Genomic DNA, 22875 nt, shown 5'->3' on the forward strand with positions numbered 1-22875 from the left:
CAACACAATCTCTGTGGGAGCGAGCTTGCTCGCTCCCACAGAGGGTAGCGTCAACCCAACATCAATGTTCCACTGGCCACCAGCGTTGCATTTCCGCCGATCTTGACCCGATCGCCTTCCAACCGACAGAACAACTCCCCGCCGCGTTTCGAACACTGATATGCCGTCAGACTCGACTTGCCCAAACGTTTCGACCAGTACGGAATCAGGCTGCAATGGGTGGAACCGGTCACCGGGTCTTCATTGATACCGATCGCCGGCGCGAAGTACCGCGACACAAAATCATGCTTGCTGCCCTTGGCGGTGACGATGGCGCCCGGCCACGGCAGTTTGGCCAAAGCCACCATGTCCGGCTGACAATCGAGCACCGCCTGCTCCGACTCCAGCACCACGAATAATTCATTCGAACCCAACACATCGACCACTTCGACGCCCAAGGCGCGTTCGACATCCAGTGTCACGCCGACTTCAGACGGCACGATTGCCGGAAAATCCAGCCATAAGCGACCGCCCTCACGACTCACGCTCAGCGGGCCGGATTTACAAATGAAGTCCAGGCGTTCGACCGGTTCTTTATAGATCTCGAACAACACGTACGCGCTGGCCAGGGTGGCATGCCCACACAAAGGTACCTCGGTGGTGGGAGTGAACCAGCGGATGTGCCAGCCCTGCCCTTCACGCACCACAAAAGCGGTTTCGGCGAGGTTATGTTCAGCGGCAATTTTCTGCATCAACTCATCGGCGAGCCAGGCATCGAGCCGATAGACCATCGCCGGGTTACCACTGAACGGCCTGTCACTGAACGCATCGACCTGATGAAACTCAAGCTGCATAACTTTCTCCCTGATTCAGGCGCGGCCGATATCGGCGAACTTGGCCTGTGTGTGTTCGGCCAATACTGCGGGGGCGAGTTCCACTTCCAGACCACGTCGACCGGCACTGACAAAAATGCTGGCGAAGGGCTGCGCCGAATTATCGATAAAGGTGCGCAGGCGCTTTTTCTGTCCCAGCGGGCTGATGCCGCCCAACAGATAACCGGTGGAACGTTGCGCAGCGGCCGGGTCGGCCATTTCGACTTTTTTCACACCGGCTGCATGCGCCAGGCCCTTCAAGTCCAGACTTCCGACGACCGGCACCACCGCCACCAGTAATTCCCCTTTCTCGCTGGCCGCCAACAAAGTCTTGAATACCTGCGCCGGGTCCAGCCCCAGTTTCTCCGCGGCCTCCAGCCCATAAGACGCGGCCTTCGGATCATGTTCGTAACTGTGCACGCGATGTTCGGCACGAACTTTTTTCAACAAATCCAATGCGGGGGTCATGACAGCTCCAGACTGGGCGGCAGAGAAAAAATACTGCGCTGGATTCTAGGACATTGCTCCATAAAAGGCTCTATCACGGCAGCGTTTCCAGTGCTTGGCGCGGTTTTTTACCGTTCGTCAGAGTTCGTCCTGTTCACAAAACAAAACGATCATTCATGTGACTAATAGTTGCATTGTGACCGATAGTTCACTTTCGACCTTTGACAGCAGTGTTTCTTGTCTATATTTTTTCGAAACTGAATACCGTACAACGTGACAACGCAACACTCAGCAGTAAGCCAGGAACAGGATGGGGATCCTGTCCCGGTGAAAATCGCGCTTTGACCATGACGAAAAAAGCGCCAGACAACAAAAACAAAGAGGTTTTCGATGACAACTGCTTTACAACAACCGTCACTTTCAAGCCAATGCATGGCCGAATTTCTGGGCACTGCACTGTTGATCTTTTTTGGTACCGGTTGCGTTGCCGCGCTCAAGGTCGCGGGTGCCAGCTTTGGCTTGTGGGAAATCAGCATTATCTGGGGCGTCGGCGTCAGTATGGCGATCTACCTGACCGCCGGAGTTTCCGGCGCTCACCTCAACCCTGCCGTCAGCATCGCGCTGAGCATTTTCGCCGACTTCGAAAAACGCAAACTTCCGTTTTACATTCTTGCCCAGGTGGCTGGTGCGTTCTGCGGCGCGTTGTTGGTTTACACGCTGTACAGCAATCTTTTCTTCGATTACGAACAAACTCACCATATGGTGCGTGGCACTCAAGCCAGCCTCGAACTGGCGTCGGTGTTTTCCACCTTCCCCAACCCGGCTTTGTCCACTGCCCAGGCTTTCCTGGTTGAAGTGATCATCACCGCGATCCTGATGGGCGTGATCATGTCCCTGACCGACGACAACAACGGCCTGCCCAACGGGCCAATGGCGCCACTGCTGATCGGCCTGCTGATTGCCGTGATTGGCAGCTCGATGGGGCCGCTGACCGGTTTTGCGATGAACCCGGCGCGTGACTTCGGACCGAAGCTGATGACTTTCTTCGCCGGCTGGGGTGAAATTTCCTTCACCGGCGGGCGCGATATCCCGTATTTCCTGATTCCGATTTTTGCACCGATTGTCGGTGCCTGCCTCGGTGCTGCAGCGTATCGCGGGCTGATTGCCCGTCATCTGCCCAGCGCCATACCTGCTACAAAGGACGCAACACCGGCCATTGACGGCAAACCAAGAACTTCTTGATACCGTTGGCGCACGATCCTGCCCATTTGATCGCGCGCCTGACCTCACTCCCTTATTTCGTCCAAGGCAATCGACATGACCGACATTCAGAATAAGAACTACATCATTGCCCTCGATCAGGGTACGACCAGCTCCCGCGCGATCATTTTCGACCGCGACGCGAACGTGGTTTGCACCGCCCAACGCGAATTCGCCCAGCATTACCCTCAAGCCGGCTGGGTCGAACACGACCCGATGGAAATCTTCGCCACCCAAAGCGCCGTGATGGTCGAGGCCCTGGCGCAAGCCGGCCTGCATCACGACCAAGTGGCGGCGATCGGCATTACCAACCAGCGCGAAACCACCGTGGTCTGGGACAAGACCACCGGCCGCCCGATCTACAACGCGATCGTCTGGCAGTGCCGCCGCAGCACCGAGATCTGCCAGCAGCTCAAGCGCGACGGCCACGAGCAATACATCAGCGAAACCACCGGCCTGGTCACCGACCCGTACTTCTCCGGCACCAAGCTCAAGTGGATCCTCGACAACGTCGAAGGCAGCCGTGAGCGAGCGCGCAAAGGCGAACTGTTGTTCGGCACCGTCGACAGCTGGCTGATCTGGAAATTTACCGGCGGTAAAGTTCACGTCACCGATTACACCAACGCCTCGCGCACCATGCTCTTCAACATCCACACCCTGGAGTGGGACGCGAAGATGCTGGAGGTGCTGGATATTCCGCGCGAGATGCTGCCGGAAGTTAAATCCTCGTCGGAAATCTACGGCCACACCAAAAGCGGCATCGCCATTGGCGGTATCGCCGGAGATCAGCAGGCTGCCCTGTTCGGCCAGATGTGCGTCGAGCCAGGCCAGGCGAAAAACACCTACGGCACCGGCTGCTTCCTGCTGATGAACACCGGCGACAAAGCGGTGAAGTCCAAGCACGGCATGCTGACCACCATCGCCTGCGGCCCGCGCGGCGAAGTGGCCTACGCGCTGGAAGGTGCGGTATTCAACGGCGGCTCCACCGTTCAGTGGCTGCGTGACGAGCTGAAAATCATCAATGACGCCCACGACACCGAATACTTCGCCAACAAGGTCAAGGACAGCAACGGCGTATACCTGGTGCCAGCGTTCACTGGCCTCGGTGCTCCGTACTGGGACCCGTATGCCCGTGGCGCATTGTTCGGCCTGACTCGCGGCGTACGCGTGGATCACATTATCCGTGCAGCGCTGGAGTCGATTGCCTACCAGACGCGCGACGTGCTCGACGCCATGCAACAGGATTCCGGCGAACGCCTCAAAGCACTGCGCGTGGATGGCGGTGCAGTGGCGAACAATTTCCTGATGCAGTTCCAGGCCGACATCCTCGGCACGCAGGTCGAGCGCCCGCAAATGCGCGAAACCACCGCACTCGGTGCGGCGTACCTGGCCGGTCTGGCGTGTGGCTTCTGGGGCAGCCTGGAAGAACTGCGCGGCAAGGCGGTGATCGAGCGCGAATTCGAGCCGACACTGGACGAAACCGCCAAGGAAAAACTCTACGCCGGCTGGAAAAAAGCGGTCAGCCGCACGCGTGACTGGGAACCTCATGAAGGCGCTGAATAAGCCCACGTAAGCACTCGTATCTGTATGTAACTGGTAGGGAGCAGATTCCTGCGGCATCATGGGCAAATTTTGCACGGCAGCCCAAAGGAAGCCCCATGAATCTGCCTCCCCGTCAGCAGCAAATCCTCGAACTGGTTCGCGAACGCGGCTATGTCAGCATCGAGGAAATGGCCACGCTGTTCGTTGTTACACCGCAGACTATTCGCCGCGACATCAATCAGCTCGCGGAGTCCAATTTACTGCGTCGTTACCATGGCGGCGCTGCTTACGATTCCAGCGTTGAAAACACTGCCTACGCGATGCGCGCCGATCAGATGCGCGATGAAAAGCAGCGTATCGGCGAAGCCATTGCCGCACAGATCCCTGATCACGCCTCGCTGTTCATCAACATTGGCACGACCACCGAATCGATCGCCCGGGCGCTGCTCAACCACAACCACCTGAAGATCATCACCAACAACCTGCATGTGGCTTCGATGCTCAGCGCCAAGGACGACTTCGACGTTCTGCTGACGGGCGGCAATGTGCGGCGCGACGGTGGCGTAGTCGGTCAGGCCAGTGTCGACTTCATTAACCAGTTCAAGGTCGACTTCGCCCTCGTCGGCATCAGCGGTATTGATGAAGACGGCAGCCTGCTGGACTTCGATTATCAGGAAGTGCGGGTGTCGCAGGCGATCATCGCCAATGCGCGGAAGGTGATTCTGGCGGCGGACTCCAGCAAATTCGGGCGCAACGCCATGATTCGCCTGGGGCCGATCAGCTTGATCGACTGCCTGGTGACCGATCAGCAGCCTGTGCCGGCGCTGGCGCAATTGTTGAGTCAGCACAAGATTCGGTTGGAAGTGGTCTAACCCCTAGGCTGTACCGACGCCATCGCGGGCAAGCCCGCCCCCACAGGATTTGTACATGACCTGTGGGGGCGGGCTTGCCCGCGATGACGATTGCCCATGCAACACACCTCTAGCGACTTAATCGCGCGCTTAAATGTTCGTAAATTTTCCTTTACCCGCCCTTCGATCAGTATTTTCAATCGAAGTTGACTGGCTGTGCGCGGCTTTATGGGCTACCATTTTCGCAAATGAACATTAATGTTCGAAATCCAATACCGAAAATCAAAAAAACCGAGGCCATCCGATGCCCACTTCTACCTTGCCTACGCCCCCACTCGCCGAGGTCTACGATATCGCCGTCATCGGTGGCGGGATCAATGGCGTGGGAATCGCAGCGGACGCCGCCGGTCGCGGTCTTTCGGTGTTCCTTTGCGAAAAGGATGATCTGGCCAGCCACACCTCGTCGGCCAGCAGCAAACTGATCCACGGTGGCCTGCGCTACCTCGAACATTACGAATTCCGCCTGGTCCGCGAAGCCCTCGCCGAGCGCGAAGTGTTGCTGGCCAAGGCGCCGCACATCGTCAAACAAATGCGCTTCGTCTTGCCGCACCGTCCGCACCTGCGTCCGGCATGGATGATTCGCGCCGGGTTGTTCCTTTATGACAACCTTGGCAAACGGGAAAAACTCGAAGGCTCGAAAAGCCTGAAGTTCGGCCCGGACAGCCCGTTGAAAAGCGAAATCACCAAAGGCTTCGAATACTCCGATTGCTGGGTCGACGATGCGCGCCTGGTGGTCCTGAACGCCATGGCCGCCCGCGAAAACGGCGCCCATGTCCACACTCAGACCCGCTGCGTCAGCGCTCGTCGCACCAAGGGCTTGTGGCATCTGCACCTGGAACGCGCCGACGGCAGCCTGTTTTCGATCCGCGCCAAGGCGCTGGTGAATGCGGCCGGCCCCTGGGTGGCCAAGTTCATTCGTGATGATTTGAAGATGGAGTCGCCGTACGGCATCCGTCTGATCCAGGGCAGTCATTTGATCGTGCCGAAGCTGTACGAGGGCGAACACGCGCACATTCTGCAAAACGAAGATCAGCGCATCGTCTTCACCATTCCGTACCTGAACCATTTCACCCTGATCGGCACCACCGACCGCGAGTACACCGGCGACCCTGCCAAAGTGGCGATCACTGAAGGCGAAACCGATTACCTGTTGAAAGTGGTCAACGCCCACTTCAAGAAACAGATCAGCCGCGACGACATCCTGCACAGCTATTCCGGTGTTCGTCCGCTGTGCAACGACGAATCCGACAATCCGTCGGCCGTCACCCGCGACTACACCCTCGCGCTGTCGGGCTCGGGCGAAGAAGCGCCGTTGCTGTCGGTGTTCGGCGGCAAGCTGACCACCTACCGTAAACTGGCCGAGTCGGCGCTGGCGCAACTGGCTCCTTACTTCACGCACATCAAACCGAGCTGGACCGCCACGGCGACCCTGCCGGGCGGCGAAGACATGACCACCCCGCAGGCGTTGAGCTCGCGGATTCGCGACCAATTCGACTGGGTGCCGACCGAAATCGCGCGCCGCTGGGCCACCACTTACGGCAGCCGCACCTGGCGCATGCTCGAAGGCGTGCAAAGCCTCAGTGACCTCGGCGAGCACATCGGCGGCGGTCTCTACACCCGCGAAGTCGATTACCTGTGCAGTGAAGAGTGGGCAACCACGGCGCATGACATTCTATGGCGTCGCAGCAAGCTGGGCTTGTTCACCACCCCGGACGAGCAGCAGAGGCTCGCGGATTACCTGAGCAAGGTCGAGCAAAACCGCAGCAAGATCGAAGCGGCCTGATCTCACCTCCGCTCAAACGAAAGCCCCTGAATCTCACGACTCAGGGGCTTTTTTGTATTCGGGAAACATCAATCCGCTGTAGCGGCGATCCTTGCATTCGGTTTTCCGAACATGACCTGTCGGTCTATTCGGTTAACCGGATTCTCTAACACCAAAAAACACGCCATAAATATTTAATATCCTTATAAATCAATGATTTGATCTAATTCGCCTGGTCTGGCACGAGTCATGCTCTACACTCTTGGACGAATGCTTGTTGCGCGGACCTTAAGTAGCCGACGGACATTCGAAGCACAAAAGGGCCGATGAACTGGCTCCATAAAAAAAACAATGTCGAGGAAAATTTGATGCGCATCGTTCCCCATATCCTGGGCGCAGCCATTGCTGCCGCTCTGATTACCACTCCAGTTTTCGCTGCCGAACTCACCGGCACACTGAAGAAGATCAAAGAGTCCGGCACCATCACCCTCGGGCATCGTGACGCTTCCATTCCGTTTTCCTATATCGCGGACGCTTCCGGCAAACCGGTTGGCTACTCCCACGATATCCAGCTGAAAATTGTTGAAGCGATCAAGAAAGACCTGGACCTGCCTAACCTTCAGGTCAAATACAACCTGGTGACCTCGCAAACCCGTATCCCTCTGGTGCAGAACGGCACCGTGGATCTGGAATGCGGTTCCACCACCAACAACGTCGAGCGTCAGCAGCAAGTTGACTTCTCCGTCGGCATCTTCGAAATCGGCACCAAGCTGCTGGCCAAGAAGGATTCACCGTACAAAGATTTCGCCGACCTGAAAGGCAAGAACGTAGTGACCACAGCGGGCACCACGTCCGAGCGTATTCTCAAGTCGATGAACGCCGACAAGCAGATGGGCATGAACGTCATCTCCGCCAAGGACCACGGCGAATCCTTCCAGATGCTGGAATCGGGTCGTGCCGTTGCGTTCATGATGGACGACGCACTGCTGGCCGGTGAAATGGCCAAGGCCAAGAAGCCGACTGACTGGGCTGTGACGGGCACTGCACAATCCTACGAAATTTACGGCTGCATGGTCCGCAAGGGCGACGAGCCGTTCAAGAAGGCTGTAGACGACGCCATTGTGGCGACCTACAAATCCGGCGAGATCAACAAGATCTACGAAAAATGGTTCATGCAACCTATCCCGCCTAAAGGCCTGAACCTGATGTTCCCGATGAGCGACGAGCTCAAGGCGCTGATCGCCAATCCGACTGATAAAGCGGCTGACGACAAGAAATCCTGATTTCTGACTAACCTTACCTCCTGAGAGGGCTACTACTCTCTCAGGAGGTTGTCACTCCCTGCTGGCATTTCTGGAAACACTCGAACCGGTGGCTGTCGAGCCGATCGCGTGTGCCTGACTCTCAAGTCGGGCGGGAACGGAGCTTCCCCAGGCGGGCACTAGTACATCGATCGAATCCGAGGGGAGACCCTAATGAATTACAACTGGGACTGGGGCGTGTTCTTCAAGTCCACCGGCGTGGGCAGTGAGATCTATCTCGACTGGTACCTCACCGGTTTGGGCTGGACCATCGCCATCGCCATCGTGGCCTGGATCATTGCCCTGACGCTGGGCTCGATCCTGGGCGTCATGCGCACCGTACCGAATCGCATCGTGTCGGGCATCGCGACCTGCTACGTCGAACTGTTTCGTAACGTGCCATTGCTGGTGCAGCTGTTCATCTGGTACTTCCTGGTGCCCGATCTGCTGCCGCAAAACCTGCAGGACTGGTACAAACAGGACCTGAACCCGACCACCTCGGCGTTCCTCAGCGTTGTTGTCTGCCTGGGCCTGTTCACCACCGCTCGCGTTTGCGAACAAGTACGCACCGGCATTCAGGCGTTGCCGAAAGGCCAGGAAGCCGCTGCTCGCGCCATGGGCTTCAAGCTGCCACAGATCTACTGGAACGTGCTGCTGCCCCAGGCTTACCGGATCATCATTCCGCCGCTCACCTCGGAATTCTTGAACGTGTTCAAGAACACCTCCGTCGCCTCGCTGATCGGCCTGATGGAGTTGCTCGCGCAGACCAAACAGACTGCCGAGTTTTCCGCGAACCTGTTCGAAGCTTTCACCCTGGCAACGCTGATCTACTTCACCCTGAACATGAGCCTGATGCTGCTCATGCGCCTGGTCGAGAAGAAAGTCGCCGTACCGGGCCTGATCTCCGTAGGGGGTAAATGATGGAATTCGACTTCTCGGGCATCATCCCGTCCCTGCCGGGTCTGTGGAACGGCATGGTCATGACCCTGCAACTGATGGCGCTGGGCGTCGTCGGCGGGATCATCCTCGGCACAATCCTCGCGCTGATGCGCCTGTCTCACAGCAAACTGCTGTCGAACATCGCCGGCGCCTACGTTAACTACTTCCGTTCGATTCCACTGCTGCTGGTCATCACCTGGTTCTACCTGGCGGTGCCGTTCGTGCTGCGCTGGATCACCGGCGAAGACACACCGATCGGCGCATTCGCCTCGTGCATCGTGGCCTTCATGATGTTCGAAGCGGCGTACTTCTGCGAAATCGTCCGCGCCGGTGTGCAGTCGATTCCCAAAGGCCAGATGGGCGCTGCCCAAGCCCTGGGCATGACGTACGGCCAGATGATGCGTCTGATCATCCTGCCGCAAGCGTTCCGCAAGATGACCCCGCTGCTGCTGCAACAGAGCATCATCCTGTTTCAGGACACCTCTCTGGTGTATGCGGTCGGTCTGGTGGACTTCCTCAATGCCTCGCGTGCCAGTGGCGACATCATCGGCCGCTCGAATGAGTTCCTGATCTTCGCAGGTCTCGTGTACTTCACAATCAGCTTTGCCGCCTCGCTGCTGGTCAAGCGTCTGCAAAAAAGGTTTGCCGTATGATCTCTATCAAGAATGTCAACAAGTGGTATGGCGACTTCCAGGTACTGACTGACTGCAGCACCGAGGTCAAAAAAGGCGAAGTGATCGTGGTTTGCGGCCCGTCCGGCTCCGGCAAATCCACCTTGATCAAATGCGTCAACGCGCTGGAACCGTTCCAGAAAGGCGACATCGTGGTCGACGGCACGTCCATCGCCGACCCGAAGACCAACCTGCCGAAACTGCGCTCTCGCGTGGGCATGGTGTTCCAGCATTTCGAGCTGTTCCCGCACCTGACCATCACCGAAAACCTGACCATCGCGCAGATCAAGGTGTTGGGTCGCAGCAAGGAAGAGGCCACCAAGAAAGGCCTGCAATTGCTGGAGCGCGTCGGTCTCTCGGCGCACGCTCACAAGCATCCGGGTCAGCTCTCCGGTGGTCAGCAACAGCGTGTGGCGATTGCCCGTGCGCTGGCGATGGACCCGATCGTCATGCTGTTCGACGAACCGACCTCGGCACTCGACCCTGAAATGGTCAACGAAGTGCTCGACGTGATGGTGCAACTGGCCCACGAAGGCATGACCATGATGTGCGTGACCCACGAAATGGGCTTCGCCCGTAAAGTGGCGGACCGGGTGATCTTCATGGACGCCGGCAAAATCATCGAAGACTGCAAGAAAGAAGAGTTCTTCGGCGACATCAGCCACCGCGCCGAGCGTACGCAGCACTTCCTCAACAAGATTCTGCAGCACTAAGCACCGGGCGCTTGCTCGAAGCCACACCAATCCCTTGTGGGGGCGAGCTTGCTCGCGATAGCGGACTGACATTCAACATCCATGTTGACTGGTATGGCCTCATCGCGAGCAAGCTCGCTCCCACAGGGGACGGCATCGGCTCACGATCAAGTGTTGTGGTTGACCCAAGGCATCTGTGATGAAATGCGACACCACTCTTTATCGCGCAGCGCCGCCATCACTCGTCGTGAAACCCCGTCTGATCCGCCATTTGTTCCTGCCGCCGCTGGTCATCGCCCTGATGATCGGATTGGGTTTCCTCGGCTTCTGGGTCAGCGAGCATTACGGGATCCGCAGCCTCAGCGAGAACGGCCAGCGTCAGCTCGAACTGCACGCCCGCGCCGTCGAGAGCGAGATCAGCAAGTACACCTACCTGCCCAGCCTGCTGGAACTCGAAACCAGCGTTTCGAAGCTACTGGCCGACCCATCGCCGGAACACCGGCAAACGGTCAATGAATACCTCGAAGGCCTGAACCGGCGCAGCCGCAGTCGGGCCATCTACGTGATGGACACCACCGGTCGCGTCATGGCCACCAGCAACTGGCGCGACGTCGACAGTTACCTGGGTGAAGACCTGTCCTTTCGCGCCTACTTCCAGAACGCCGTGCGCGGTCAGCCGGGCCGCTTCTATGGCATCGGCAGCACCAATGGCGAACCCGGTTATTACCTGGCCCATGGCCTGGAAGAACACGGCAAGATCATCGGTGTCGCGGTGGTCAAAGTCCGCCTCGAAGCCATGGAAGAACGCTGGCAGCGCGCGCGCCTCGAAGCCTTTGTCAGCGACGAAAACGGCATCATCATTCTCTCCAGCGATCCGGCGCGCCGGCTGAAATCAGTTGTGCCACTGAGCGACGAGACCAAGGAAAAACTCGCCCGCAGCCTTCAGTACTACTGGTTCCCACTGAACGAACTGCAACCGCTGGCCCGGGAAAAACTGGCCGAAGGCGAGGAAAAACTGACCTTCCCGGCCAACAGCGAAGTGGAGTCCGACGAAGAGGACATCAGTTACCTCTCGCAAACCCGCCCCTTGAGCGACACCCCGTGGAATTTCACCCTGCTCACGCCGCTGCAGGATTTGCGTCGCGAAGCGATCAATCAGGGGATTCTGGTGGCCGTGGCGTTTGCCCTGGTGGCGTTCCTGCTGATTGCCTGGAACGAGCGCCGCAAGGTGATCGCCACCCGCCTCGCCGCCCGGGAAGCCTTGCAGGAAGCCAACAATCAACTGGAGCGTCGGATTACCGAACGCACCACCGACCTGCGCGCCAGCAACGAGCGACTCAAGGGTCAGATCCGCGAACGCCGTCAGGCCGAAGAGACCTTGCGCCGCGCCCAGGATGAACTGGTGCAGGCCGGAAAACTCGCAGCCATAGGCCAGATGTCCACCAGCATCGCCCACGAATTGAATCAACCGCTGGCGGCGCTGCGCACCTTGTCCGGCAACACCGTACGCTTTCTCGAGCGCGGGCAACTGGATGTGGCCAGCACCAACCTCAAGACCATCAACGAACTGATCGATCGCATGGGCCGGATCACCGCGAGCCTGCGCTCCTTTGCCCGGCGCGGCGACGACAAAGGCCAGGCCTGCCTCGGCAAAGCGGTGGACGCCGCGCTGCAACTGCTCGGCGGACGCGTGGAAAGTGTCCCGCTGCAATTGCATCGCGAATTCGCCGACGTACAGGTGCAGATTGACCAGACCCGCCTGGAGCAGATTCTGGTCAACCTGATCGGCAACGCCCTCGACGCCATGCAGTTGCAGCCCCAACCGGAGTTGTGGCTCGAAGGCGAAGCGTTCGACGGCAAGTATCGCCTGCGGGTACGCGACAACGGTCATGGCATCGATGCCGAAGCGCGCAAGCATCTGTTCGAACCATTCTTCACCACCAAACCCGGTGAGCAAGGCCTGGGCCTCGGCCTGACCCTTTCCGCCAGCCTGGCCGCCGCGACGGGCGGACATCTGGGTGTCGAGCACCCGGCCAGCGGTGGTACCACCTTCGTCCTCAGTTTACCGTTGGTAAGCCCTACTCCTGCCGAGCCAATATGAACAACGACCTTAGTGTGCTGATCGTCGAAGACGACCCCCATGTGCTGCTCGGCTGCCAACAGGCGCTGACCCTGGAAGACATTCCCTGCGTCGGCGTGGGCAGTGCCGAAGAAGCGCTGGAGCGGGTCGGTGACAACTTTGCCGGGATCGTCATCAGCGACATCCGCCTGCCGGGCATCGATGGCCTGGAATTGCTGACCCGCCTCAAGGCCCGCGATCGCAGCCTGCCTGTGGTGCTGATTACCGGCCATGGCGACATCTCGATGGCCGTCGGCGCGATGCAGAAAGGCGCCTACGACTTCATGGAGAAACCCTTCTCCCCGGAACGTCTGGTGGACGTCGCCCGCCGTGCGCTGGAGCAACGCAGCCTGGCGCGAGAAGTGTCGTCGTTACGTCGACAGCTGTTCGAGCGCGACTCCCTCGAAGGCCGGATCATCGGGCGCTCGCCGGCCATGCAGAACCTGCGAGAACTGATCGCCAACGTCGCCGATACCTCGGCCAACGTGCTGATCGAAGGCGAGACCGGTACCGGTAAAGAATTGGTTGCGCGCTGCCTGCACGACTTCAGCCGTCGGCACACCAAGCAGTTCGTCGCGCTGAACTGCGGCGGCCTGCCGGAGAACCTGTTCGAAAGTGAAATCTTCGGCCACGAAGCCAACGCCTTCACCGGCGCCGGCAAGCGGCGGATCGGCAAGATCGAACACGCCGACGGCGGCACGCTGTTCCTCGACGAAGTGGAAAGCATGCCGTTGCCGTTGCAGATCAAACTGCTGCGGGTGTTGCAGGAACGCACCTTGGAACGCCTCGGCTCGAACCAGAGTGTGGCGGTGGATTGCCGGGTGATCGCGGCGACCAAGTCCGATCTCGACGAGTCGAGCAAGGCCGGCGAATTCCGTAGCGACTTGTATTACCGGCTGAACGTGGTGACCCTGGAACTGCCGCCGCTGCGCGAACGCCGCGAAGACATCCTGCAACTGTTCGAACACTTCCTGCAGCAATCGTCCTTGCGCTTCGACCGCGCCGTGCCGGAGCTGGACAACCAGACCCTGTCGAACCTGATGAGTCACGACTGGCCGGGTAACGTGCGCGAACTGCGCAACGTCGCCGAACGCTTTGCCCTCGGCCTGCCGGCCTTCAAGAAGTCCGGCGCCATCGGCAGCAACCAGGGCTTGGCCTTCGCCGAAGCGGTGGAAGCCTTCGAACGCAACCTGCTCAGCGACGCCTTGCAACGCAGCGGCGGCAACCTGACCCAGGCCAGCCTGGAACTGGGCATGGCAAAAACCACGCTGTTCGACAAAGTGAAAAAGTACGGGCTGAGCCACTGATGGACCTGATGCTCAAGGCAACCCTGGGCGCGGCGGTGGTGCTGATCCTCGCTGCGCTGGCCAAGACCAAAAACTATTACATCGCCGGCCTGGTGCCGCTGTTTCCGACCTTCGCGCTGATTGCGCACTACATCGTCGGCAAAGGGCGCTCGCTGGACGATTTGAAGACCACCATCGTGTTCGGCATGTGGTCGATCATTCCGTACTTCATCTACCTGGCGACGTTGTACCTGATGGTGGACCGGATGCGACTGGAGGCTTCGCTCGCGGTGGCTGCGGTGGCGTGGTTGATGGCAGCGACCGTACTCGTCAGCGTTTGGCTCCGCTTCCAGGCCTGAACACATTCCCCTTGCTCCCACAGTTATTCCGCTCGCCATACGATCAGCTAACGATCCCGCCCTTTGATTCGCTCATGATCTGCCGTATCGCTCCGACAAAGGTCTCAACCGGCTGCCCGCCACTGACCGCGTATTGCCCATTGAACACCACGGTCGGCACCGAACTCACCCCACGCGACAGCCACAACTGCTCTTCCTCGCGGACTTCTTTGGCGAACGCGTCCGACCCCAGGATCGCCTCGGCCCGCTGGCGGTCCAGGCCAACGCTTTGCGCGATCTGCGCCAACTGAGCGGGATCGGAAGGATTGCCGCCCTCCGTGAAATACGCCTTGAATAACGCTTCTTTCAGATTGAACTGCAACCCCTCCAGCCCCGCCCAGTACAGCAAGCGATGAGCATCGAAGGTGTTGTAGATGCGGCTGTTGCCGTCGGTGCGAAAGGCGAAACCGACTTCGGCGCCACGCGCACGGATCATTTCGCGGTTCTTCTGCGACTGCTCGGGGGTCGAGCCGTATTTCTCGGTGATGTGTTCGGTGATGTTCTGACCTTCCGGGCCCATCTTCGGGTTCAGCTCGAACGGCTGGAAGCGGATCTCGGCCTGGACTTCATCGCCCAGAAGATCCAGCGCCCGGGTCAGGCCGTACAGACCGACGACGCACCAGGGGCAGGACACGTCGCTGACGAAATCGATTTTCAGGGGGGTACTCATCACTCACCTCGAAGGCTGGATACGGGCCGCAAAGGTTGAACGATACACCTGAAGAACCGGGTACATCTGCAAGAAGTCGGGCGTCTGTCAGTTACAGAAGGTTGTGTTCAACCACCGGATCGATCTGCGCCCAGTGCGAGGTGTCTTCCCGGTGAGCCTGCAAATAAGGCAACACCGCCGCGAGCAATGGCGCTTTGAAGGCCTCCTGAAAACGATGCGCCAGCCCCGGAATCAGCTTCAACTGACTGCCCCGAATATGCGCCGCCAGGTGCACGCCATGCATCACCGGCAACAGCGGATCGGCAGTGCCGTGGACCACCAGCGTCGGCACGCGCAGTTGATTGAGCAGTGCCACCCGGCTCGGCTCGGCGAGGATCGCCATGATCTGGCGCTTCACGCCCTCGGGGTTGAACGCCCGGTCATAGGACAGCGCCGCCTGATGCAGCAACACCTGCCGGTCATCGCTCACCGTCGGACTGCCCAACGCCGCCAGCAAGTCGGCTTGCTGCTCCAGCGCCACTTCACGATTCGGCGCGCCACGGCGCGAAAGCAGCTGCACCAGCGCCGCGTTTGGCGCCGGCAAGCCTTCGGCGCCGGAACTGGTCATGATCAGCGTCAGGCTCTCGACCCGCTGCGGCGCCATCGCAGCCATGTGCTGGGCGATCATCCCGCCCATGCTCGCGCCCAGCACGTGGAACTGCTCGACGTGCAAGGCATCCATCAAGCCCAGCGCATCGTCGGCCATGTCCGTCAGGGAGTACGGCGCCGATACCGGCAAGCCGAGTTTGTAGCGCAGCACTTCGAAGGTCAGGTTGGCGTCGACCGGCGATTGCCGCCAGGTGGACAGGCCGACATCGCGATTGTCATACCGAATCACCCGAAAGCCCTGCTGGCACAGCGCGACCACCACCTCGTCCGGCCAGTGAATCAACTGCCCGCCCAGGCCCATCACCAGCAGCAATGCCGGGTCGGCGGCACGGCCGATGCTCTGGTACGCCAGGCTCACCTGTGCCAGATCCACCCGTTCGGTCGGAACATTGACATCGCATCGAGACGCCGCAAAGGACGGCAGGCCAAACAACAACGCGGCCAGGAAGGCCGCCGTTGAGAAAAATCGTGCACGCATGAAAAACACCGAAACGCAGAACCCCAGTAGAGCGCGAGTCTGATGAAGTTTGTTCAAGCGCGCTGCCACAGTTGCGTGACAGTTTGATGAAGATCGCCGAGCGGTCGTATTCAAGACCGCGTTATCGTTCATCGCGAGCAAGCTCGCTCCCACAGGTTCGATTTCGTACACAAAACCTGTGATCGACATCGAACCTGTGGGGCTTGCTCCGGGCGGCGTTCCCACGATGGCGTCCGGGCAGACGCCGCAGAGTTTAAGCCAACTGACTCCGCAACTGCCGCGCCGCCGCCACCATGTTCACCAGCGCCGCTTCAGTCTCCGGCCACGCCCGGGTCTTCAACCCGCAATCCGGATTCACCCACAACCGCTGCGCCGGAATGCGCTTCACCGCTTTGCTCATCAACTTGACCATCTCGGCCGTGTCCGGCACCCGTGGCGAGTGAATGTCATACACACCCGGACCGATGTCATTCGGGTAATCGAACGCTTCGAAGGCTTCCAGCAACTCCATGTCCGAACGCGAGGTTTCGATGGTGATCACGTCAGCGTCCATGGCCGCGATGGATTCGATCACGTCGTTGAATTCGCTGTAGCACATGTGCGTGTGGATCTGGGTTTCATCGCGCACGCCGGAGGCGCTCAAGCGGAACGCTTCCACCGCCCAATCGAGGTATTCCTGCCATTGCGCCCGGCGCAACGGCAAGCCTTCGCGGAACGCGGCTTCGTCGATCTGCACGATCTTGATGCCGGCGTTTTCCAGGTCGACCACCTCGTCACGCAGGGCCAATGCCAACTGCTGCGCCTGGACTTTGCGTGAAACGTCTTCACGCGGGAACGACCACATCAACATGGTCACGGGTCCGGTAAGCATGCCTTTCATGACCTTGTCGGTCAGGCTCTGTGCATAGGTGATCCAGTCGACGGTCATGGCCTTCGGACGGCTCAGGTCACCGTAGATGACCGCCGGTTTGACGCAGCGCGAACCGTAGCTCTGGACCCAGCCAAAGCGGGTGAACAGGTAGCCGTCCAGTTGCTCGGCGAAGTACTCGACCATGTCGTTGCGTTCGGCTTCACCGTGCACCAGCACGTCCAGGCCCAGGCGTTCCTGGACTTCCACCGCGTGGCGGATCTCGCTGTGCATGGCGTCGGTGTAGTCGTTGGCCGACAGTTTGCCTTGCTTGAACGCCTGACGCGCCAGGCGGATCGAACCGGTCTGCGGGAACGAACCGATGGTGGTGGTCGGGAACACAGGCAGTTGCAACCGTGCGCGCTGTTGCTCGATGCGCTTGGCAAACGGCGAATGGCGTTGGCTGTCGGCGGCACCGATGGCGTTGAGGCGGGCTTGCACTTCAGCTTTGTGGATACGCGGGGATTCGGCACGGCTGGCCTGAGTCGCCCGGCTGTCGGCCAGCGCGGTTTGCACCTTGGGCGATTGCGGATCGTTGAGGGCATCGCGCAACACGGCGATTTCGCCACACTTCTGCACCGCAAACGCCAGCCAGCTTTTCAATTCAGGGTCGAGTTTGTCTTCGCGCTCCAGGTCCACCGGGCTGTGCAGCAGCGAGCAGGAACTGCTGACCCACAGGTTGTCGCCGAAGCGTTCCTGGGCGAATTGCAGTTGTGCGAGCACCGGTTCCAGCTCGCAACGCCAGACGTTGCGACCGTTGACCAGGCCCACCGAGAGAATCTTGTAGGTCGGCAGACGATCGAGCACGTGGAGCAGTTGGTCGGGCGCGCGCACCGCATCGATGTGCAAGCCTTGTACGGGCAAACCGACGGCCAGACCGAGGTTGTCCTGCAGGCCGCTGAAGTAGGTCGCCAACAGTTTTTTCAGCGGCGAATACTGGAGGATGTGGTAGGCGCGCTCGAAGGCGTTTTTCCATTCTTGCGGCAGGTCGAGGGTCAGGATCGGTTCATCGATCTGCACCCACTCCACGCCTTGTGCCGCAAGGCGACCGAGGATTTCACCGTAGATCGGCAGCAGGCGTTCCAGCAGGTCGAGTTTGTCGAAGTCGTTGCCTTTGGCCTTGCCCAGCCACAGGTAAGTCAGCGGGCCGATGATCACCGGTTTGACGTTGTGGCCCAGCGCCCTGGCTTCGTCGACTTCGTCGAACAGCTGTTCCCAGCTCAGCTTGAATTGTTGATCAGCGCTGAATTCCGGGACCAGGTAGTGGTAGTTGGTGTCGAACCACTTGGTCAGCTCCTGGGCGTATTGCGCCTTGGCATGTTCGCCGCCGCAGCAGGCTGCGGTAGCGCCGCGAGCCATGGCGAACAGGGTGTCGAGGGTCGGCAGGCCTCGGGCATCCTTGGCACTGTCGAAACGCTCCGGGATCACACCGAAGGTCAGGGAGTGCGTCAGGACCTGGTCATACCAGGCGAAGTCGCCGACCGGCAGCAGGTCGATCCCGGCGTCTTTCTGCAATTGCCAGTGGGTGGCGCGCAACTGGCGGCCGACGCTTTTCAGCGCGTCCTGATCGAGATCGCCCTTCCAGTAGGATTCGAGGGCTTTTTTCAGTTCGCGGTCAGCGCCGATGCGCGGAAAACCAAGTGTGTGGGCCAGAGCCATGGTGTGTTTCTCCCTGTAAAAGATGGCGCCATTGTCGACAGCCAACCCAACATGAGACAAACTCAACCTTTTCGTGTTGATCACAAGTTTTACTCATGGAGCCGCCCGGTGCTTGAAATCCGCCACCTGAAGACCCTGCACGCCTTGCGCGAAGCCGATAGCCTGGTCGATGCCGCCGACCGCCTGCACCTGACGCAGTCGGCGCTGTCCCACCAGTTCAAGGAGCTGGAAGAGCGTATGGGCATGCCGCTGTTCGTGCGCAAGACCAAACCGGTGCGTTTCACCAGTGCCGGTTTGCGCCTGCTGCAACTGGCCGACGCCACGTTGCCGCTGCTGCGCGGCGCCGAGCGTGATATCGCGCGGCTGGCCGGTGGCACCGCCGGGCGCTTGCACATGGCGATCGAGTGCCACAGTTGCTTTCAGTGGCTGATGCCGACCATCGACCAATTCCGCGATGCCTGGCCGGAAGTCGAGCTGGACCTGGCCTCGGGCTTCTCTTTCGCGCCGCTGCCGGCGTTGGCCCGTGGTGATCTGGATCTGGTGGTGACCTCCGATCCACTGGAACTGGCCGGGATCACCTATGTGCCGTTGTTCACCTATGAAGCCATGCTCGCGGTCGCCAACCAGCACCGTCTGGCGAACAAGGCCTACATCGTTCCGGAGGATTTGCTCACGGAAACCCTGATCACTTATCCGGTGGAGCGTGATCGGCTGGACATCTTCACCCGCTTCCTGGAGCCGGCCGACATCGAACCGGCCCAGGTCCGCACCTCGGAACTGACGGTGATGATGATGCAGTTGGTGGCCAGCGGTCGCGGCGTGTGTGGTATGCCGCATTGGGCGCTGCATGAATACAGTTCACGGGGTTACGTGAAAGCCAAGCGGCTGGGCGAGAAGGGATTGTTTGCGACGTTGTACGCGGGGATTCGTGCAGACATGCTGGATGCGCCGTATATGCGCGACTTCCTGCTGACGGCCAAGGACACGTCGTTTTCAACACTCGATGGCGTCAGCGCTGTCCGATAACAACACCTGTCTCCTGTGGGAGCGAGCCTGCTCGCGATAGCGAACTAACATTCGCCATCTATGTTGGCTGACACGCCGCTATCGCGAGCAGGCTCGCTCCCACAGGGGAATCGTGGTGGATTCAGATTTCTCGCCACATATGGATCTTGTCGAAGTAGTCCTCGCCCACCCGCACCGCCAGCGGTTCGAGGCCGAACTGGATGAAGCCGCATCGCCGGTACAGGTTGAACGCGGCCTCATTGCCGGCGGTGACGGTCAGCTGGATCAGCCTCAGGCCCGGTCGGGTTTGCGCTTCGGTCAAGGCCGCTTGCACCAGTTGATAACCGAGCCCGCGCTGACGGACCTTGCCGGACACGTACATGCCAAACAACGTCGCCTTGTGCCGAGCCTTTTCCCGAGGTTCGAAGGCAAGGCCGACGATGCCCGCCAACGTCCCTTCCTCAAACGCCCCGAACACCACATCGAGCTTGCCGGTCAGGCGCGATTCCCACCAGCTCAGCGGCATCGTGGCACGTTCGCGCACGCTGGAGGTAAACGCCTGGGGATGCAGGTCGTAGGCTTCGAGCATCAACGCCCGATAGTCCAGGGCATGGCTGGCATCAAGCCGTTCAATCCACATATTCATGCCGTACGTCGTTGCTCAAGCATCAGCCGCACGGCCAGCGCCGCCAACACAAACCCCATGAAGTAACGCTGCACCGCCAGCCAGGTCGGGTTGTTGACGAACCACGACGCGATTCCGGCGGCGAACAGCGCAATCAGCAGGTTGACGCAGAAACTGACGCTGATCTGCGTCAAGCCGAGGATGATGCTCTGGGTGAACACCGAGCCGTGCTCAGGCGTGATGAACTGCGGAAACACCGACAGGTAAAACACGGCGATCTTCGGGTTCAGGGCGCTGGTCAAAAAGCCCATGGTGATCAGTTTGCGCGAGGAGTCCGGTGGCAATTGCTGCGCCTCGAACGGTGAACGCGCGCCCGGTCTGACCGCTTGCCACGCCAACCACACCAGGTACAGCGCGCCGGCCCACTTCAACACTTCATAGGCCATCGGCACCGCGAGGAACACCGCGGTCAATCCCGCCGCTGCGGCGAACAGGTGCACAAAGAAGCCCGCCACCACACCGAGCAATGAAGTGACCCCGGCCTTGCGCCCCTGGCAGATCGAACGGGAGATCAGGTAGATCATGTTCGGCCCCGGCGTCAGTACCATCAGCAACGCGGCAGCAGCGAAGATCAGCAAGTCTTGAAGCGGGATCATGGCGGTTCCTTGGCGTGAATGATCAGGCGATTGCGTTGAGCGAGGCTCGATAAAACGGCAGGATCAGGTCGCGTGTCAATGGCGCCAGCGTGACATCGCCATCGGTGCCGGGGTCGATCCAGCGCACCTCTTCGATCTCCGCTGCAGGCGATACATCTGAATCGATGGTCAGCTGAAAGAGTTCGGCCTGTACGACAAATCCCGGCTCGTTGGCGGCCGGAGCCGAGAACTGCCCCAGATAGGTGGCGTGCGCCGGATTGATGGCCAATCCCAACTCTTCTTCCAGCTCGCGCGCCAGGGCGTGGACCGGTTGTTCATGGGCCTCGATCTTGCCGCCCGGTTGCATGAAAGCCTCGGTGCCGCGCTTGCGAACCAGGAGGGTACGACCGTCGGGACCGATCAACAGGGCGGCGGCAATGCGGATGATGCTCGGTGATGTGGCGGATGAAGGAGTCATGAACAAGGATTGGCCTTGGCTAAAAGGCGCAAGGATCACATGAGCGCGGGGAGTCGTCACGCCGAAAAATTTCTGCGATACACAGCCCCTGTGGGAGCGGGCCTGCTCGCGATAGCGGTTTAACATTCAACATCTACATTGACTGAGACGCCGCCATCGCGAGCAAGCTCGCTCCCACAGAAATCAGTGCAAGGCCTGGGAAGTCTCCCCCTCCTCGAGAATCGCGCCATTCACTTCTTCCGGCACCCTGACGAAAATGCTGTATTTCGCACCCTCCATGGCTTCGAAGGCGATCAGCTTTTCTACCAGCGGCCCGTTCAGCACCTTGCCGGCGTTGAGCAGCAACATGCCGTTATCGGCGTTGAGGTTGCGCGCCAGGATCATCCCCGCGGTCAATTCCCGGGTGGTCATGACCTTGACCGTCGGATCGGCCAGAGAAACATCAGTCAGGTACGCGGCGCACACCTGAATGAAATCCTCCACCATCTCGGGGTCGTAGAGTTTTCCGGCATAGTTGCGGATATACACCAGCGCCTCATCACTGTTCATCTGCCGCTCCAGGATCAACCCGCGCTGCAACTCGATGAAATCCACGGCCAGTTTCAACAGCCGGGAACCGACCGGTATCGCCTCGCCCTTGAGCCGATCAGGAAAGCCACTGCCGTCCCAATGCTCCTGATGGTGAAGAATCAGACGGGCGGCGTCCTTCATCGGATCGAGCGTCATCAACAGTGATTCGCTCTGCTTCGGGTAATTGCGATAACGCTCGCGATCATTGTGGTGCAACAGGTCCACGGGAGCGGTCATCATGCTGTCGGTCCAGCTCAGCTTGCCGATGTTGTAGAGCGCCGCCGCCATGGTCAGGTCGCGACTGGTGCCCTCATCCAGGCCATGAAGCTTGCAGTACACCCGCACCAGCTCGATGATCTGGCGGTTGGTCTGTTTGGCCGGCGGCATGCGCAGGTTGGCCAGCAGCGAGAACATTTCGGTGCCGGTGACGTAGCTGTGCTTGAGCTCTTCGTAGGCCAGGTCGAGCATGTCGGCGGTCTGCTGCAGTTCAGCGGTGCGGGAGGCGACGCGTTTGTCCAGGGTGATGTTGAGCAGCTTCAATTTCTCGTTCTGTTCCCGCGTTTCCTGGACCAGACGCAACCGTTCACGCTCGGAGTGCTGATAGGCGAGTGATTGGCGCAATGTCAGCAGCATTTCCTCATCGTGCCAGGGCTTGCTGATGTAACGGTGGATCTGACCCTCATTGATGGCTTTGATAATGGCTGACGGATCGGCATAACCGGTCAGCATGATCCGCACGGTTTCGGGGTAATGCTGGTGGACCTGGGCCAGCAGCGTGGCGCCGTCCATGTTGGGCATGCGCGCGTCACTCATCACCAGATGGATGGGTTGTTGCGCCATGATTTCCAACGCCTGGGCGCCGCTGGTGGCCAGCAGCACCTCGTAAGGCTGGCTGCGCAACAGTCGACGCAGGCTGTTGAGGATGGACTCCTCATCATCAACCAGAAGCACCTTGGGTTTATCGGCATACGTCGTGGGGAGTTGCGCTTCCATGGCATTACCTCAAGCGAGAACGGCTACG

The 22875-nt window shown here is 59.7% G+C and carries 21 protein-coding genes; 12 read left to right on the top strand and 9 right to left on the bottom strand.

Translation table 11 applies throughout. The features are described 5' to 3' along the window. Window positions 1-50: 50 nt before the first annotated feature. On the bottom strand, window positions 51-833 hold the full coding sequence (locus Q7W83_RS22560) for a PhzF family phenazine biosynthesis protein (RefSeq protein WP_150631204.1): 783 nt from the start codon (window positions 831-833) through the stop codon (window positions 51-53). A 15-nt stretch (window positions 834-848) separates the two neighbouring features. Further along, complete coding sequence (gene ybaK, locus Q7W83_RS22565; protein WP_007971306.1) at window positions 849-1319, bottom strand: Cys-tRNA(Pro) deacylase; 471 nt, start codon at window positions 1317-1319, stop codon at window positions 849-851. A 369-nt stretch (window positions 1320-1688) separates the two neighbouring features. Between ybaK and Q7W83_RS22570 the strand changes: the two genes are divergently transcribed. The 11 genes from Q7W83_RS22570 (at window position 1689) to Q7W83_RS22620 (ending at window position 14140) form a co-directional block, all read left to right on the top strand. Further along, a complete protein-coding gene (locus tag Q7W83_RS22570) occupies window positions 1689-2540 on the top strand; it encodes an MIP/aquaporin family protein (RefSeq protein WP_150631205.1) in 852 nt (283 codons plus the stop codon). Window positions 2541-2615: 75 nt separating this feature from the next. Continuing rightward, window positions 2616-4121 carry a glycerol kinase GlpK gene (gene glpK, locus Q7W83_RS22575; protein WP_150654075.1) on the top strand — a complete coding sequence of 502 codons (1506 nt, stop codon included), beginning with the start codon at window positions 2616-2618 and terminating at the stop codon, window positions 4119-4121. Between the two features lie 95 nt (window positions 4122-4216). Next, window positions 4217-4972: a DeoR/GlpR family transcriptional regulator gene (locus Q7W83_RS22580; protein ID WP_150631207.1), complete on the top strand. Its 756-nt coding sequence runs from the start codon at window positions 4217-4219 to the stop codon at window positions 4970-4972. A 283-nt stretch (window positions 4973-5255) separates the two neighbouring features. Next, entirely contained in the window at window positions 5256-6794 is a 1539-nt protein-coding gene (gene glpD, locus Q7W83_RS22585; RefSeq protein WP_150640068.1) for a glycerol-3-phosphate dehydrogenase, read from the top strand. Window positions 6795-7141: 347 nt separating this feature from the next. Beyond that, window positions 7142-8056: a glutamate/aspartate ABC transporter substrate-binding protein gene (locus Q7W83_RS22590; RefSeq protein WP_031319096.1), complete on the top strand. Its 915-nt coding sequence runs from the start codon at window positions 7142-7144 to the stop codon at window positions 8054-8056. 192 nt (window positions 8057-8248) lie between these two features. Next, window positions 8249-8995 (top strand): amino acid ABC transporter permease, encoded by a 747-nt coding sequence (locus Q7W83_RS22595; RefSeq protein WP_150640070.1) that lies wholly within the window; start codon window positions 8249-8251, stop codon window positions 8993-8995. After that, the gene (locus Q7W83_RS22600; RefSeq protein ID WP_150631210.1) at window positions 8995-9666 is read left to right on the top strand and encodes an amino acid ABC transporter permease; all 672 of its coding nucleotides are present in this window, start codon (window positions 8995-8997) and stop codon (window positions 9664-9666) included. Before Q7W83_RS22595 ends, Q7W83_RS22600 begins: the two co-directional genes overlap by 1 nt. Then, window positions 9663-10397 (top strand): amino acid ABC transporter ATP-binding protein, encoded by a 735-nt coding sequence (locus Q7W83_RS22605; protein ID WP_008032183.1) that lies wholly within the window; start codon window positions 9663-9665, stop codon window positions 10395-10397. Before Q7W83_RS22600 ends, Q7W83_RS22605 begins: the two co-directional genes overlap by 4 nt. Window positions 10398-10575: 178 nt before the next feature. Next, the gene (gene aauS / locus Q7W83_RS22610) at window positions 10576-12477 is read left to right on the top strand and encodes a two-component sensor histidine kinase AauS (protein WP_150631211.1); all 1902 of its coding nucleotides are present in this window, start codon (window positions 10576-10578) and stop codon (window positions 12475-12477) included. Further along, on the top strand, window positions 12474-13802 hold the full coding sequence (aauR, locus tag Q7W83_RS22615) for a two-component response regulator AauR (RefSeq protein ID WP_150640072.1): 1329 nt from the start codon (window positions 12474-12476) through the stop codon (window positions 13800-13802). The genes aauS and aauR overlap by 4 nt, the downstream gene beginning before the upstream one ends. 8 nt (window positions 13803-13810) lie before the next feature. After that, complete coding sequence (locus tag Q7W83_RS22620; RefSeq protein ID WP_191623669.1) at window positions 13811-14140, top strand: GlpM family protein; 330 nt, start codon at window positions 13811-13813, stop codon at window positions 14138-14140. A gap of 43 nt (window positions 14141-14183) precedes the next feature. Here the strand turns inward: Q7W83_RS22620 and Q7W83_RS22625 are convergent, their stop codons facing one another. From Q7W83_RS22625 to metE, 3 genes are all read right to left on the bottom strand, one after another. Continuing rightward, the gene (locus tag Q7W83_RS22625; RefSeq protein ID WP_473657066.1) at window positions 14184-14849 is read right to left on the bottom strand and encodes a DsbA family oxidoreductase; all 666 of its coding nucleotides are present in this window, start codon (window positions 14847-14849) and stop codon (window positions 14184-14186) included. 91 nt (window positions 14850-14940) lie between these two features. After that, window positions 14941-15975: an alpha/beta fold hydrolase gene (locus Q7W83_RS22630; protein WP_150631215.1), complete on the bottom strand. Its 1035-nt coding sequence runs from the start codon at window positions 15973-15975 to the stop codon at window positions 14941-14943. A gap of 253 nt (window positions 15976-16228) precedes the next feature. Continuing rightward, window positions 16229-18541, bottom strand: a complete 2313-nt coding sequence (metE, locus tag Q7W83_RS22635) for a 5-methyltetrahydropteroyltriglutamate--homocysteine S-methyltransferase (RefSeq protein ID WP_473657069.1) — start codon at window positions 18539-18541, stop codon at window positions 16229-16231. 108 nt (window positions 18542-18649) lie between these two features. Here metE and metR point away from each other — a divergent pair, with 108 nt between their 5' ends. After that, a complete protein-coding gene (metR, locus tag Q7W83_RS22640; protein WP_010457725.1) occupies window positions 18650-19567 on the top strand; it encodes a transcriptional regulator MetR in 918 nt (305 codons plus the stop codon). Window positions 19568-19688: 121 nt separating this feature from the next. On the opposite strand, the gene Q7W83_RS22645 is transcribed toward metR, so the two are convergent. From Q7W83_RS22645 to nosR, 4 genes are all read right to left on the bottom strand, one after another. Continuing rightward, window positions 19689-20186, bottom strand: coding sequence for a GNAT family N-acetyltransferase (locus Q7W83_RS22645; protein WP_150631260.1), 498 nt, complete (start codon window positions 20184-20186; stop codon window positions 19689-19691). 2 nt (window positions 20187-20188) lie between these two features. Then, on the bottom strand, window positions 20189-20827 hold the full coding sequence (locus Q7W83_RS22650; RefSeq protein ID WP_150631217.1) for a LysE family translocator: 639 nt from the start codon (window positions 20825-20827) through the stop codon (window positions 20189-20191). Between the two features lie 22 nt (window positions 20828-20849). Beyond that, complete coding sequence (locus tag Q7W83_RS22655; RefSeq protein ID WP_150639689.1) at window positions 20850-21284, bottom strand: NUDIX hydrolase; 435 nt, start codon at window positions 21282-21284, stop codon at window positions 20850-20852. A 183-nt stretch (window positions 21285-21467) separates the two neighbouring features. Beyond that, a complete protein-coding gene (gene nosR / locus Q7W83_RS22660) occupies window positions 21468-22847 on the bottom strand; it encodes a response regulator c-di-GMP phosphodiesterase, NosR family (RefSeq protein WP_150639684.1) in 1380 nt (459 codons plus the stop codon). Window positions 22848-22875 lie beyond the last annotated feature (28 nt).

The sequence above is a fragment of the Pseudomonas sp. 300 genome, from assembly GCF_055803035.1.